The following is a 14,767-nucleotide window of genomic DNA, read 5'->3' on the forward strand; positions in this document are numbered from 1 at the left end:
CCTTTGCGTGAACAATTCAGTATTTATGTATCAAAAAAGGCCTCTCCTGGCCTTAATTTTTCTCCTGGGTCCTTTTCTTTTCAGTTTTTTCCCGCAAACACACGCTCAGTTCCACAACGCCGACATCGGTTTCCAGTGGAATTTGTAGCTTTTTCCGGTCCAGGGTGGAAATACGCGCCGGAGCTCCATATAAGATACTCGGCGGACCGATATCACTGACATAACCGATTTGCTCCAGTCTGATCAGCGCCCGGCCGGCAATTATATTGGCCATTTCTCCAATCCCGCTCAGTACCCATTTGTCAAATTCCCGCATTTCTTCACCCAACATGCGGGAAGTAACTGCGATTGCCGTTTTTTCAGACATTCCTATCTGGAAGGTCCCTTCCACAGCGCCTGTTATGGAAATCATCACAGTTATTTCCCGGGTCGTCCAGCAGGCGTCGGCCAGGGACAAAGCGCCCCTTACCGGTTTTATTCCCGCCTCCATCTGCAATATTTCCATGGCCGAGGTTAAAAAAGGATTGATAATATCTGCTTTCACCCTTACACCTCTAACATACAGTCTTATTTCTTCTCACGCAGGGCCACACTCACCGTTATTTCTCCCAGTTCCGTCAGTAATGGGATCTGCAGCCTCTTTATATTTATCGTGGAAATGACCACGCCCCGGCCAACTATAACAGTAGGAGGAGCCAGCGTGCACGGGTAACCGGCTTTTTCCAGTTCCCTACTGGATATACCCGTTATTACGTTGCCTAATTCTGCAATGGCCGATTCCACCATGCTGTCAAATATGGGTACCGGCTGCCCCAGCATCTTGGAAACAATATTTTTGGCCGTTCTTTCAGACATGCCGTACATGACTATCCCTTGAACTTTTCCGATAACCCCGATCATTACAGTTACATCATTTGCCGTATAAGACGACTGTTCCAGAGCTAACTGTCCTTTTTCTATTTTGATATCCTTCCCCAGTTCAGCGCTTAGAACCTCATGTGTAGCTATCACAAAGGGGTTGATAAATTCCGCTTTCAGCAAGCTTTTCACCCTCTCCTGTTTCCGGTTATTGTTGTATCTTTACAGCATTTTGACAATCTCGTCGGCAATCTCAGTGATGGGCAGTACCTTATCAGCTTTACCCATTTCTACCACAACCCTGGGCATGCCATAAACCACGCAGGTATCTTCATTTTGTGCAATTACTTTGCCCCCTGCCCGCTTAATAGCGCTAGCCCCACCGGAGCCATCATACCCCATACCGGTTAGCACAACCCCAACAACATTGGGTCCGTAGTAATTTACCACCGATTCCATAGTGACATCCACCGCCGGACGAACGGAATGCACCGGAGGATTCTGATTAAGTCCGATAACGGTACTGGAAACCAAATTCATATGGTATCCACCTGGGGCCAATAGGGCGACACCCGTCTGTAAGGTATCCCCGGCGCTGGCCTCTTTTACGGTTATACCGGAAATATCATTTAGCCGGTCAGCAAGCGATTTGGTAAAACCGGGCGGCATGTGCTGCACAATTAAAACAGCAGCAGGCAAATCTGCAGGAAGCTTTGGCACAACCTGCTGCAAGGCATTCGGCCCACCCGTCGAACTGCCAATGACAACTACTTTGGACGGCGTTTTCCCGGCTAAAGGTTTGGCGGCAACAGCCGCTGCTTCCTTTTTCGGTATAGGAGCTATCATTTGCAAAGCCCGGATGTTTTTTAATGAAGCCTTGGCACAGACCTTTATTTTTCGGATAAGTTCTTCTTTAACTCTTGCAATGTCCAGCGATATGGCCCCCGACGGTTTGGGTACAAAATCAACGGCCCCTAAGGTAAGCGCCTTAATAGTAGTTTCACTGCCCTCCTGGGTCAAACTGCTTAACATAACTACAGGAGTAGGGCATTCCACCATGATTTTCTGCAGGGCCGTTAACCCGTCCATCCTTGGCATTTCTACGTCCAGAGTAACAACATCGGGTTTCCATTTTTTTATTTTTTCCAGAGCGTCCAAACCGTCCCGCGCTGTATCGACAACAAAAATCTCTTCATCCGATTGAAGCATATTCGAAACAACCTTGCGCATATAAGCTGAGTCATCAACCACCAAAACTTCAATTCGCTTGGCCATAAAGCTTCCTCCCCGGCGCCTTCTCAAAAAGCTTATCCCACAAAACGCTTAATGGTAGAAAGTATTTTCTCCGGTTGATATGGTTTAACAATAAAGTCTTTGGCCCCTGCTTTAATGGCAGCCATTACCGTATTCTGCTGCCCCAGCGCGCTGCACATAACTATATTTGCGTTGGGATCAATTTTTTTAATTTCTGCCACGGCAGTCAAGCCATCCATCACCGGCATCGTGATATCCATCAAAACCAGATCCGGTTTGATTTGCTGGTACTTCTCCACGGCTTCCTGGCCGTTTTCTGCCTCGTCAACGGAATACCCGTTTTCAGTAAGCAGCTTGGCACACCTCATGCGCATGAAGGCAGCATCATCAACCAATAACACCTTCGCCATAACCAAATACTCCTTTCCCGAATAATTCGTTGCATTCTTATTACGATGCGGCTTTTTTCAAAAGGTTTGGCACATCCACGATTAAAGCCACATTTCCGTCGCCTAATATTGCCGCTCCTGAAATTCCCGGCACATCTCCTATATATTTGCCAAGGCTCTTTATTACTATTTCCTGTTCGCCAACAAGCGAATCAACCACTATGCCCACCTGGGTGCCGGCCAGGTTGACCACAACGACAAATAACTTGTCCTTGTCCTTCGCCCCACCTTTTATATTAAAGACCTTTTCCAGCCTGATGAGGGGCAGAACCTTACCTCTTACAACAATAACTTCCCGATTGTTGACATATTCGACCTGGTTGCTGCGCATACGAATAGTTTCAATCACAGAAGAAAGAGGTATCGCATAGACATGCTTATTCAGGGACACTAAAAGAGCCCGAATAATGGCAAGGGTTAAAGGTAGCTTAATTTTAAACTCCGTTCCTTTGCCAACGGCCGTATTAATCTCGATAGCCCCATTAATACGTTCAATGTTGGTCCTTACTACGTCCATACCAACACCGCGACCTGATACATCGGTAACCTTTTGCGCTGTACTGAGCCCTGAAGCAAATATAAGGTTAATGGCTTCTTTGTCAGTTAAGCGCTTGGCTTGCTCTTCTGTAAGCAGGTTTTTCTTCACAGCGCTCTTTCTGACTACTTCCGGATCAATGCCGCGTCCATCATCTCTTATTGAGATGATAATATGGTTTTCTTCATGGGCGGCCTGCAGCCATAAATTACCCACAGGCGGTTTCCCTGCCGCGACCCGTTCGCCGGGCGGCTCTATGCCATGGTCCAGGGCGTTCCGCAGTAAATGAATCAGCGGGTCGCCTATTTCCTCAATAATAGAACGGTCCAACTCAGTCTCCTGTCCGGTCATAACGAAGTTTACTTCTTTTCCTGCCTTATGAGACAAGTCCCTGACCATACGCGGAAATTTGTTAAAAAGGCTTTCCACAGGCAGCATCCGGGCCTTCATAATCAATTCCTGCAGTTGCGTAGAAACACGACCTATATGCACAGATGTTCGGCCAAGCTCCTGTGATATTTCATCCATATCATAATTGTTTTCTAATTCACCGTAAATCTGGAACAACCTTGTCCGGTCTATGACCAGTTCTCCGACCAGGTTCATGAGGCTGTCCAAGAGGTCCACATCAACCCGGACAGTCCGGTTGCTGCTTTTCTTTAAACCGGCAGCCCGGTCAGCCACATCTTTGGATTGTCTGGATTTAGGCTTTTCCTGCTCCTGCTGCGCACCCGGTTTTTCTGCCCCTGACATATTAGTTGCTGCCATCTCGTCGCTTAAGTCAAGTTTTCTCACAGAAGGTTCGGTCAGGTTGGGCAGATCTTTGAGCAGTTTTTCTATATTCTCCGGTGTTTCTTTTGTTAACAGGACTACAGTAAGTTCACTGCCTACCTGTTCTTTCTCTATATCTTCTGCTGACGGAATTGATTTCACAACGTCTCCCCATTCGCGGATAGCCATTAAAGTTACGAAGCACCTTACGGCCAACATTTCGGGTTCTACATCAAACTTAGTCGAAATTACAAGCGCCGTTTGCCCTTCTTTTATTCCCTTATCCAGGTGCGTCTTCTCATCATAACTGAAATCAATTTCGGGTACGTTTTGCCGTGTCTCAACTGCCGGCGCTGTTGATACTGCTGTCTGGGCCGCAAGGGTTCCACCTTCAAAATTGCTTACATTGGCAAGCTTGTCCAAAATGCCCGTTAAATCTATATCACTTTCTTCGTCATTTACGATTTCTTCTTTTAACACCCGCAAATGGTCCAGGCACTCAAATAAAACATCGACTATGCTACTGTTTACCGTCAGTTGGTTTTTGCGGAGTTTGTCCAAAACATTTTCCATGGCATGGGTCAATTCCGCCATCCTTTTATGGCCAATAGTAGCAGAAGACCCTTTTAGGGTATGTGAAGCACGAAAAATTTCCTGCAGCAATTCCTCATTATCGGCTTCTTTTTCTAGCCTGACCAAGTCGTCTTCTAAAGTCTGCATATGTTCTTCTGCTTCTTCCAAAAACAATTTCAGTTCTTCCGGCGAAGCGTCCAAATTTAAACCCATTTAACATTCCCTCCATTCCAGGGGTTATTTAGCTGATATTTTCAAGCACCGGATGCTCATCTTTGCTTAAAACCTTATCAATATCAAGCAAAATTACCAGTTTATCGTTCAGCTTGGCTACCCCGGCCAAATATTCCGTATCAACGTCACAAACTATCTCTGACGGTCGTTCGACCATTTCGCTGGATATCCTCAGAACTTCGGAAACACCGTCTACAATCATGCCGATGGTGTTGCCTTCAACTTCAACGACGACAATTCTGGACGCTCTGGTGATTTCTTCCTCAGGCAAGCCAAATTTTCTCCTGATGTTATAGACAGGAATAACACGCCCTCTAAGGTTAATGACCCCTTCTATGTATTCAAGTGTCCTCGGCACCTCAGTGATATTCTGCATAGTAATAATTTCCCTTACACTTTCGATGTCCAGACCGTAAGTTTCTTTTCCCAGCCGGAATACCACGTACTGCTTTTCGAAATAATTATTTTCCTCACTCATTTTGTTTCCCCCTGCTCGAAAAAAGTTGCTATATATTGTCAGTATAGGGTTAGTTCGACAAAATACGCGGAATTCCTTCATTTTATTCTGTAAAGAGGTAATTTTTTGAAAGTACTTTAAAAGGGGGAACTTGAAAAGAGGGCACGATTTGACATGTAATAATCAAGCACTTTTAAGAATAAATATTAGCAGAATTCCTGCTGGAGGGGAGTTTATGTCCTATATTTTCCTGACCAGTATAGTTGCCGGGTTGGCCACGTGCTTGGGAAGTTTCATAGTAATATGTATGGGGCGCCCTGCCGAAAAAACCTTTTCACTCCTCTTCGGATTGGCCGGCGGAATCATGCTGGCCGTGGTGGTCATGGATCTGATTCCGTCTTCCCTTGCCTACGGTTCGATAAAACAAGCCCTCACTGGCTTTAGTTTTGGAATCATGTTGATGGTTTCACTGGACATTCTGCTGGATCAAATATACCGTCCGTTAACACCTCTAGCAGGTGCCGGTAAAAAGCGCCTGGTAAAAATGGGCTATTTAATTGCCATCGGCATAGCCCTACATGACCTCCCCGAAGGTTTCGCCATTGCTGCGGGATACTCGGCTAAAAATAAACTTGGTCTGGTCATTGCTACAGCTATTGGACTGCACAATATTCCGGAAGGAATGGCAACTGCCGTTCCCCTGCGTATGAGCGGCGTTTCCGGCAAAAAAATCCTGGCCATTAACTTACTGGTAAGTCTCTTCACTCCTCTGGGCACTTATATGGGACTTTTACTGGTAAACATTTCACCCGGTTTAATCGCCTCCCTGTTAAGCCTGGCAGCAGGCGCTATGACCTATATAGTTAAAAATGAAATCCTCCCTGAATCCAGGAAAAAGCACCCCAACTTTTCTACTCTGGGAGCCATGGCCGGTTTCCTATTAATCTTCGCCCTCGATTTTCTGCATGTGTAAAAAAACAGCAACTGCCTGTTTATTTGCAATATACCATATAGGGGTATATCAAAATTATACATCCGAGCGCAGCAGTTCGTCAATTAGATATACATTACTTTCCTTCTCAATAACATATCGGCAAAAGCCTCCAGTCTGCTGTATAAGCCGGCTGATGCACTGTGTTCGTCCAAAACCAGGGTCAGAACAGGAATGCCCGTTTCCTGCCGTAGCTTCGGAGTAACCGACTGAGCTACAATTTCCGGCATACAGGTCATGGGCAGGATGTGGATTATACCGTCAAACCCCTGGCGGTAATACCGAATAGTATTGGCCACTGTATCAACACCGTGCCCGCCTACAAAATCAGTCAAATATGGAAAAGCATCCTTTAGCAAACTCTGTTTATGTAGGTAGGCTTTTATTTTTCCCAGGTGGTTTTTAATCCAACCCGATATAAAAATTGACCTGCATACTTCTATCCCCATACCGTTCAGGAATTCTTCAACCCGGTAATTGGCATAGGGTTCAATTAACATATATATATCGCCCACCAAACCAATTTTTAAAACAGGTTTTCGCTTCGATTCAACTGCCTGCCTGATTGCTTGCAATGTGTTTTCTTCTTCCCGGACCAAGGTTTCCCTGTCCATGGCCTTGTCTATAGCTATTAAGCCTGACCCAAATATTTTTGTTACCTGTCCTGTTTTCCGCTCCAAAGGCCTGCACCTGTGAACCACGGATTCTATCCGGTCTGCCGCACAGATTTTGGCCCAACCTAGCTTCACGGCCTTATATACCTCGGCCCAGGTTGCATTGGCAGCTACCCGCAGAGCGTCAAGCTGTTGAACTGTTTCTTCACCTTCCAGGACGATGATGTGGCAACGGTAACCGGCATCCCTAAGTATTTCTCCCATCACATGCCCGAAATAGCCAAAGCGACATGGTCCTTCGCCACCAAGCATAATAACCGTATCAGCCCCTTGTTCTAAACCTTCAATTACATTCCCCAAAACCAGTTTAAAAGGATAACAGGCTCCTTCGGGCGCGAACCGGGCACCAATAGACGCTGTTGCCTTGGTCACAGGCGGAGGCGGTACAACTTCAAATCTTAACCCGGCCAATGCGCATTTTACTGCTATGCCCAAATTCCCCATGTTGGGATAGGTAATTTTCACTTTCTGACCCTCCAAAACTTCTTTCTGGTTTAAAAAAACTTTTCAGCAACTAAGTTTTTCCAATCAGAACTATTTTATTCCCCAATGGATTTTTAACCGCAAAATAACCTTGATAAAAAAAACCCTTCCTGTTCAGGAAGAGTCCTTCATTCAATCTTAGCGCTCGCATGAAGCGCCTACCGGGCAGTTTTCCGCACAGATCCCGCACATTGAACACTTGCTGGCATCAATAGTATAGCAAGCGCCATCCTTTTTAATGGCGCCGGCCGGACACTTCTCGGCGCAGGTTCCGCAGGCCGTGCAGATATCTTGGTTTATTGAAAAAGCCACTCTTTCACCCCCTTAACGGGATTTCATCTTCACCTAGTTTTGCCAATAAACAAAGAAATATACTAAAAATAAATTACGGATGCATATACATCCGTAATTACAAACCTTTTTCCCGGTATTCCGGCGCCTTTGTTTGAAACTAGCCCTTTGCCCCGGGGATTCCCAGCGGAATACAGATAGTCTGCCCAATCTGCAGGTTTAGCGGGTTCACATCGGGGTTGGCCGCTTCAATAGCCTCCACAGTAGTATTATACTTTCTGGCCAGTTTCCAATAGGTATCGCCACGTCGAATTATATGGATAACGCTGTTTTCCGGGCAAGGCCCAGGTTCTTCAGGAAATTCGGGGAATTCAGGGCATTCCGGTTCTTTTGGTAGTTCCGGACATTCAGGTTCTTCGGGTAATTCCGGGCACTCGGGTTCTTCAGGCCATTCCGGAAAATCAGGGAATCCCGGCCAGCCAGGAAAACCTGTTGCTTCACCTTCCGCATCAGGAGCCTCTGCACCGGAGTCTTCCTTTTTGGGTTCCTCTTCTTCAGCTATTTCTCCTGCAGAATTTTGATCCGGGAAAACTTCTGTTTTTGAAGCCTCTTCATCAGTGGGTAAATCAAGCGACTCATGCACCGGCGGCTCAAGCAATTCTTCTATGTTTGTCGGCTCGTTTAATTCAGGGTTCTGCTCTTGTAACTCCTCGTCATCTAAGGGGATTTTCTTTTCGACGAGGCTGTCAAGGGTATCCTTTTTTACAGGCTTGGTTTTTTTCTTTTGCGGAACGTATTTAAAAAAGATAAAGCGGTTTTTGTCCTGTGACATGGAAACTTCCCCTCCCTTCTTTAAAAATAATTCCTTATATATATATATAAAGAAGCCCTAAATATGTACTAACTTTTTTCATATTCCCAGATTCATAACCTGTCTGTGCCAGTTAATAGTCCTCTTCAACCCTACATCAAGAGGAGTTGAAGCCGACCAGTTTAATAATTCACAGGCTTTCGAAATATCTAGAAGATAACCGGGATAGTCTCCTTTTACCGGCGGAAGTTTAATGATTTCTGACTTTGCGCCACTCAAATCAATGATGTTCCTGGCTAGTTCTTCTATACTAATCACTTTCCCTGAGGCTATGTTTATTACCTGGCCGCATACTTTTTTGCGGGCCTTAATAATACCGGTTATAGCCTTGGCAACATCCCCGGCGTAAATGAAATCCCTCGTCTGCCCCCCACACCCATAGATAATCAGCGGGTCATCCCGGAGAGCTCTGCAGATAAAATTGCCTACAACGGATGTATAGCCCACAAGATTCTGGTTTTCACCATATACCTTGCTCAGCCTGATAACAGCTAAAGGGTAATTATACCAATTAAAAAAGACGGAGCAATAGTTCTCGCCTGCTAATTTAGTAGCCGCAAATATATTCATGGCAGTTGGAGCAGAGCTTTCGGAAACGGGTTCTTTTACAGGTTTACCGTATATTTCAGCGGCAGAAGCAAAAATGAAGAAGGGGTTTTTTTTGGTATGAAACAGCTTTTGCAGTAATTTCAAAGTACCGTAATCGTTATTCACAAAATATTCATCAGGCGTTTCCATCGCTTCCCGCGCGCTGTTATAAGCAGCCAAGTGCACAACTACATCAACATCGAGGTTGTTAATTTCTCTGACCGAAAGGTCCTGGTACTTCTTAACAATCAGTTCAAATTTACCTTGCCACTGTTCCCCAATCACAAATTCTTCTTTCCGGGGAAAACCGCGGGATAAATTGTCGATTCCATATACCTTAGATATCTCCTTGTCTCTTACTAATTCGTCTACCAGATGGGTACCACAAAGCCCCGCTGCTCCTGTCACCAAAACACGCATTAAAAACACCCCCGCAGGTATTTAAATAACATGATTACACCAACCTTCCCCACTTTTCTTTCAATAAGGTGATTTAGGGAACCCCCATCTGTGTTTCCCACGGGTTTCAATACCCCCCAGGCCATTTATCCCGGTTAAAGTATTATCTATAACGTCATTTATGGAAACAGTCTGTGATGCCGATGTAAAACATATTTTCTCAACAATAAAAACCGGGTCAAAAGCATGGATAAAAACCCGTTTGGGTGAACTGGCAAAGTTTGCTCCGGCCCTTAACAAAGCTTCGTAATGGGACTGGCAAGCTCCGGCCACAATGATCAGGTCGTCCTTATTAGGCCTGAATTTTCGGGCCAATTTCACAGCCTCGACAAAGTACTTGGAATTACGATAACTGTTTAAACTCCGAAAATCTTTTTTCTCCTTTATAAAACCGTCATGGCCCGTTAACACCAATACATCAGGTTGGTACTCCTGGAGCAGTCCGACTATTTTTTTCGGCTGTTCCTGCTCGGGGACATGTGCTCCTTTTGCTTCCAATCCCAGTTGGCTGTACATTGCTTCACAAAGTCTCAGGTAATCTTCATTCCCATCTACATGCAAGACCTTCCCGGGGATCTCAAAAAAATTGGCTTTGTCTGCTTCAGCGGTTCTTAATAAATGCGGACGTAAAGACGATCGTTTTTTATAAATGCGGCTTAATAGTTCATTATTACGAAGAATAAATTTTTTTCTGTACTCCTTTAACTGGGAACGCGTTACCTTTTGTAAATCTGTTACCGGGCAATCAGCGCAAAGCCGTACATCCAGACCTTTCAGCAATACCCGGTCATTTCCGTTTCTGCCGGGTAAAAAATCCACTATTTGAAAATAAAGGTCACAATTATAAGATTTTCTGGTGACAATATCCCCTTTTTTGAAATCAGGCACCTTCCTTCCCCTCCAGCCTTTTCCCGGTCTTTTACATAGTATGCATTGAGATGTTTTTGCGTGATTCCCCAAGTAGCACCAAATATTTTTGCTCATATAATAAATTAGCAGCAATGCGTTTATCATTTCAGGAGGGAGTAATTTGATAGCAGCCGTAGTACCCGTAAAAAACGAAGGAACCAGTTTGGCCAAAGTACTGGAAACCTTATCCTGTTCCAACGTAGATATAATAATTCCGGTCTTAAACGGTTGTAGTGACGAATCTATGGCCATAACAAAAAAAAATTACCAAAAAAAAATAACGCCCATAGTGTTCGGCCAGCCTTTAGGCATTGATATCCCCCGCGCCGTCGGGGCCAAACAGGCGCTGGATATGCATGCGTCGGTAGTAGTCTTTATGGACGGAGACATGCGGGGGCCCATCTTAAATCAAATAAACATGCTAATTGAAGGTATTCGTTCCAGGGGCCTGGATATGGCCTTGACGGACTGCTATCAAAACTATTTCAACTCTGACCCCTTGGCACAATTAGTACTTTATTTTAGGAAAGAGCTAAACATGGCTCTAGGGCTGTTCCCCGAAATAGGTGTCGCCTGTCCTTCACACGGTCCTCATGCTGTATCATGCAAACTTCTTCGGGAGATACCCTTAAAAGAACTGGCCATCCCTCCCGTTTCTCTTGCTTTAGCCGGTAAAGCGGAGTTGCATATTGGGGTTGCTGCTTCTATCCCCCATTGTCTTTTAGGTTCAAATTTACGCAGCCAGAAACATGTCACTAGAGTTGCGGAAACCATTATCGGCGATTGTATAGAAGCGCTGGAAGCATATAACGGGCAACCGAGAACCAGAACTTATAAAGGGCAGGTATTTTTGGGGTACCACCCAAACCGCGATTTTAAAGCATTGGCAAATTTTTTGGACCCCAAAAAATAAAACTGCTCTGACAGGATTAATGCTACTTGTCAGAGCGGCTTTGTTTTTGATTTACTAAGACATTTTGCTGAAACTGTTGCTCAGCACTGCAAATTCCTGTAAAGTCAGGGTTTCTCCCCGTCGTTCCGGGTTAATGCCCACTTGCGTCAGGGCTTTTTTTATGACCTCTTTGTCGCAGCCCAATCCCCCGCGTAACGAATTTAACAAGGTTTTTCGGCGCTGGCCGAATGCAGCCCTGATAATTCGAAACAGCAATTCTTCATCCTTCACTTCCACCGGCGGCCGGCTTAAGCGCTTTAATTTGATAACCGCAGAATCCACTTCCGGTTTCGGTATAAATACTGTACGCGGGATCCTCATCACCAGCGCCGGTTCCGTGTAATATCTTACGGCCAGACTGAGGGCGCCGTAATCTTTACTGCCTGGCTGAGCAGCAATCCGTTCCGCTACTTCTTTTTGAATCATTACGACAATCTCGGATATGTTAAATTTATTTTCCATCAGGTACATAAGAACAGGAGTGGTGATGTAATATGGCAAATTAGCCACTACCTTATATGGTCCTTCAGCCAGGTCATGTTCCTTTCTGAAATCCCCAACTACCTTATCCAAATTCACCTTCAGAATATCGTTTTGGATTATGGTGACATTAGCATAAGCTCTTAGATTTTCTTCCAGAATGCCGATTAAATCCTTGTCCAATTCAACAGCAATAACATGACCGGCGTAATGGGCAAGTTGTTCCGTCAAAGTCCCTATGCCGGGGCCGATTTCCACAACTAAATCCGATTTTTTCAGGTCAGCTATCTTACATATGTTAGTTACAACGTTCCGGTCAATTAAAAAATTCTGTCCAAGGGCTTTTTTGAAGCGAAAGCCATATTTCTCAATTATGTTTTTTACTACAACCGGAGATGCAAGAGATCCCAAATGCCCAGCGCCTCCTTCTATTATTTAACCCCGCCGGCGTAAAAGGCTGACGCGACCCGGTAACCGTAATTGTAAATAACAGGGCAACTTTTTGCAATGTTTAAGAAAAAAGGGATAGGGTTAACCCCTTTCCCCCTTCACTCCAATATATAAACCTTTGTGTTTCTGCGCCCCCATCTGTCAGCCTGGGCCTCAGTGGCAAAGAACAGGTCAATTTTATTTCCCTTTATGGCGCTTCCCACATCCAGAGCAGTAGCGTATCCGTAGCCTTCGATATAAAGTTTGGTTCCCAAAGGAATTACCTCCGGGTCAACGGCTGCTACCCCCGGGCGCGGCGGAATACCACTGGCTGTATTGTGCCCTGTATAAGTATAACCGGTTGCATTCATTACCATTACCCGGGAAAACCTGATCGAGCCTCCCCGCGAAACGGTTTTTTCCCTCAATGTTCCAAAAGCCACTATTTTATTAACCGGTTCTTTGACAACCTTTTCGCCGACAACCTCTCTCTTTACTTCCTTTCCGTTTTCCAGCGTAACTTTGACTGTTCGCTGGGCAACGCCGTTTTTACCCACTCTTACGACATGAGTAATGCCTCTATAAAGCCTGTTGTCGGGTTGCCGTTCCGTCTTAAAAGCAATAGTCCGATTCTCAAAAACAGTTTTTTCTGTCACACGGGTAATCCTGATGATGTCCCCGTTGGTTAATTCATCATCTAATTGCGGTTCAACTTTATCCAACGGGCTAATTTTGATTTCCGCATCCCTAAGAATTTCTTTTACTGTGCGCAGCGGTGTACGTACCTTGGTCGTTTGTCCGTCGGCAATCACGTTAACGTCAATTGCCCTGGTCACGGTAATTTTCATTCCCTCATGAAGCCTGGTTTTTAAGCCTGGCTCAACCAGGTCCCTGTCATAAAGTTTAATTCCTGCCTTAGCCAATGCATCATTAACAGTTCCGCCAAAAACTGTAACTTCATATGATTTCCTGTCATCAACTATTTTAATTTCCTTGTTTTGTTGTGCGATTACTCCCAATATCAGACCAGCCAATACAACGACCCCGAGCCCAATAATGACCAGCTTGCTGCGAAAAAAACCTGCAGTTTCTCTCGGGGGGGTGTATGCTTGCATCAGATCACTCCCTATTAGCTTTTTGAAACGATTTTTTTGTGGCGAAAGATATGTGCATCTATTTTAACCCATCTCAGGGAATATTGTCAACGCGAATTGATTTTTGAATTCTTTGTCTTAATTAAATGTTCAATACCGCCACTACAAATTCCTGCTGAAAAACAAAAGCAAATTGTCCAAAATTCCGACAAATACCAGAATATACGTTGAATTTTATCCTAAAATGGTCACTTTTACACATCTTCTGCCCCATTTCAGAGCTTCTGCCCTTGTTTCAAAAAATACATCCAGTTTTCTTCCTTTGATAGCACCCCCGGTATCAGCAGCCACAGCATAACCATAACCGGGAATAAACATCTTCGTTCCAAAAGGGATTACCCGCGGGTCGACAGCCACCACGCCTATCCGGGGCTTTATGCCGGTGGCAGTACGGAAACCGGTATGCGTATATGCAGTGGAAGAAAAAAGCTGAATACCCTTGGGCACCGACCGGTTAAAACCGATAAAAGTCACCCCTCTGGACAGCCGGACAAAAGGCATTCCTTCCTGGACAATCTCCTGTCTGGGAGCTACCGCTACTTCAGAAGCAGTTTTTTTGTTTTGAATTTTTTTACCATTCTGCCATACAATAAAGTAATAATCTTTCCTGACGCCTGTCCGGCCCTTCTGTACTAACCTCTTTTGACCCGGCAGTAAATAAGGAGTTTTTTTGACCAATACTCGGTAGGGTATCCTTATTTCCCGGCATTCCTCCGCTATTTTATAATATACCAGATTAATCCTTGTATCTTTATTTATTTTGCTGTCAAGTTTTCGGTCAACAAAAAGATATCTGCCCGGTTTTTTTAAGGCCGCCCTGTCGTCCGTCACCACCCAACCCGCTTTATTGGCCAATCTGTATATACCCAGGCAGCGCAAGACTTCTTTTGTCATCATATTATCTACTCGCGCGCCGGCCCGAAAATGCCATCCAATTATTGTAACCCTGTGCAGACTCTTTACAGCGGTAACAGTTACCAACACCACAGTAATAATCAGCAATAAATAAGCTACAAGTACCTGGTTCCTGTTAATCGCATGCCTCAACCCCAATTCCGCCCGGTCTTTTTTACTTGTCGTAATGTATTCGGGCAGAAGCGCCTCGGGATGAAAGTACCTGACATCTGCCGACAACGAGCGCACCCCCCATAATTTAATGGCCATGTTTAGTTAATTTTTATGACAAGCTGGGCCAAAAAATTACAGGAACTGCAAGAAAGGGGATCTGTTCCAAAAAGGCTTGTTGACAAAGCTGCATAATGAATAAAGGGGAGGTTAAAGACATCCAGATGTGCGCAATAAAAAACCCTAACAATTATTGATTACATCAAAAAAAAATTTGGTCCCAAGGTAAT

General features: G+C 44.9%; 16 protein-coding genes. 2 read left to right on the plus strand and 14 right to left on the minus strand.

What is annotated here, in order from left to right; genetic code table 11:
• Positions 1-52: 52 nt before the first annotated feature.
• From ACSNJE_RS13865 to ACSNJE_RS13890, 6 genes are read right to left on the minus strand one after another with little or no spacing between them, the layout of a single operon-like run.
• Positions 53-544 (minus strand): chemotaxis protein CheX, encoded by a 492-nt coding sequence (locus ACSNJE_RS13865; protein WP_052218320.1) that lies wholly within the window; start codon positions 542-544, stop codon positions 53-55.
• Between the two features lie 23 nt (positions 545-567).
• Positions 568-1,041, minus strand: coding sequence for a chemotaxis protein CheX (locus tag ACSNJE_RS13870; RefSeq protein WP_013119035.1), 474 nt, complete (start codon positions 1,039-1,041; stop codon positions 568-570).
• A 39-nt stretch (positions 1,042-1,080) separates the two neighbouring features.
• Positions 1,081-2,133, minus strand: a complete 1,053-nt coding sequence (locus tag ACSNJE_RS13875) for a protein-glutamate methylesterase/protein-glutamine glutaminase (protein ID WP_052218319.1) — start codon at positions 2,131-2,133, stop codon at positions 1,081-1,083.
• 32 nt (positions 2,134-2,165) lie between these two features.
• On the minus strand, positions 2,166-2,522 hold the full coding sequence (locus ACSNJE_RS13880; protein WP_013119033.1) for a response regulator: 357 nt from the start codon (positions 2,520-2,522) through the stop codon (positions 2,166-2,168).
• Positions 2,523-2,562: 40 nt separating this feature from the next.
• Positions 2,563-4,653 carry a chemotaxis protein CheA gene (locus tag ACSNJE_RS13885; RefSeq protein WP_052218318.1) on the minus strand — a complete coding sequence of 697 codons (2,091 nt, stop codon included), beginning with the start codon at positions 4,651-4,653 and terminating at the stop codon, positions 2,563-2,565.
• Positions 4,654-4,681: 28 nt separating this feature from the next.
• Entirely contained in the window at positions 4,682-5,152 is a 471-nt protein-coding gene (locus tag ACSNJE_RS13890) for a chemotaxis protein CheW (RefSeq protein WP_052218317.1), read from the minus strand.
• A 214-nt stretch (positions 5,153-5,366) separates the two neighbouring features.
• On the opposite strand from ACSNJE_RS13890, the gene ACSNJE_RS13895 reads away from it, so the two are divergent.
• Positions 5,367-6,104 carry a ZIP family metal transporter gene (locus tag ACSNJE_RS13895; protein WP_495252894.1) on the plus strand — a complete coding sequence of 246 codons (738 nt, stop codon included), beginning with the start codon at positions 5,367-5,369 and terminating at the stop codon, positions 6,102-6,104.
• Between the two features lie 83 nt (positions 6,105-6,187).
• Here ACSNJE_RS13895 and ACSNJE_RS13900 read toward each other — a convergent pair whose 3' ends face one another.
• The 5 genes from ACSNJE_RS13900 to yabG form a co-directional block, all read right to left on the minus strand.
• Complete coding sequence (locus tag ACSNJE_RS13900) at positions 6,188-7,261, minus strand: CoA protein activase (RefSeq protein ID WP_495252895.1); 1,074 nt, start codon at positions 7,259-7,261, stop codon at positions 6,188-6,190.
• A 156-nt stretch (positions 7,262-7,417) separates the two neighbouring features.
• Positions 7,418-7,591 (minus strand): ferredoxin family protein, encoded by a 174-nt coding sequence (locus tag ACSNJE_RS13905; protein WP_052218314.1) that lies wholly within the window; start codon positions 7,589-7,591, stop codon positions 7,418-7,420.
• Positions 7,592-7,730: 139 nt separating this feature from the next.
• On the minus strand, positions 7,731-8,402 hold the full coding sequence (locus ACSNJE_RS13910; protein WP_474773798.1) for a LysM peptidoglycan-binding domain-containing protein: 672 nt from the start codon (positions 8,400-8,402) through the stop codon (positions 7,731-7,733).
• A 78-nt stretch (positions 8,403-8,480) separates the two neighbouring features.
• A complete protein-coding gene (locus ACSNJE_RS13915; RefSeq protein ID WP_474773799.1) occupies positions 8,481-9,449 on the minus strand; it encodes an NAD-dependent epimerase/dehydratase family protein in 969 nt (322 codons plus the stop codon).
• A gap of 60 nt (positions 9,450-9,509) precedes the next feature.
• Complete coding sequence (gene yabG / locus ACSNJE_RS13920) at positions 9,510-10,376, minus strand: sporulation peptidase YabG (RefSeq protein ID WP_052218311.1); 867 nt, start codon at positions 10,374-10,376, stop codon at positions 9,510-9,512.
• 142 nt (positions 10,377-10,518) lie between these two features.
• Here yabG and ACSNJE_RS13925 point away from each other — a divergent pair, with 142 nt between their 5' ends.
• A complete protein-coding gene (locus tag ACSNJE_RS13925; protein ID WP_474773800.1) occupies positions 10,519-11,310 on the plus strand; it encodes a glycosyltransferase family 2 protein in 792 nt (263 codons plus the stop codon).
• A 54-nt stretch (positions 11,311-11,364) separates the two neighbouring features.
• Here ACSNJE_RS13925 and rsmA read toward each other — a convergent pair whose 3' ends face one another.
• The 3 genes from rsmA to ACSNJE_RS13940 form a co-directional block, all read right to left on the minus strand.
• Positions 11,365-12,240 carry a 16S rRNA (adenine(1518)-N(6)/adenine(1519)-N(6))-dimethyltransferase RsmA gene (gene rsmA / locus ACSNJE_RS13930; RefSeq protein WP_495252896.1) on the minus strand — a complete coding sequence of 292 codons (876 nt, stop codon included), beginning with the start codon at positions 12,238-12,240 and terminating at the stop codon, positions 11,365-11,367.
• 137 nt (positions 12,241-12,377) lie between these two features.
• Positions 12,378-13,373, minus strand: coding sequence for a resuscitation-promoting factor (locus ACSNJE_RS13935; protein WP_495252897.1), 996 nt, complete (start codon positions 13,371-13,373; stop codon positions 12,378-12,380).
• Positions 13,374-13,586: 213 nt separating this feature from the next.
• Positions 13,587-14,546, minus strand: a complete 960-nt coding sequence (locus tag ACSNJE_RS13940) for a G5 and 3D domain-containing protein (RefSeq protein ID WP_474773803.1) — start codon at positions 14,544-14,546, stop codon at positions 13,587-13,589.
• Positions 14,547-14,767 lie beyond the last annotated feature (221 nt).

It is taken from the genome of Thermincola sp. GK-1, assembly GCF_059412445.1.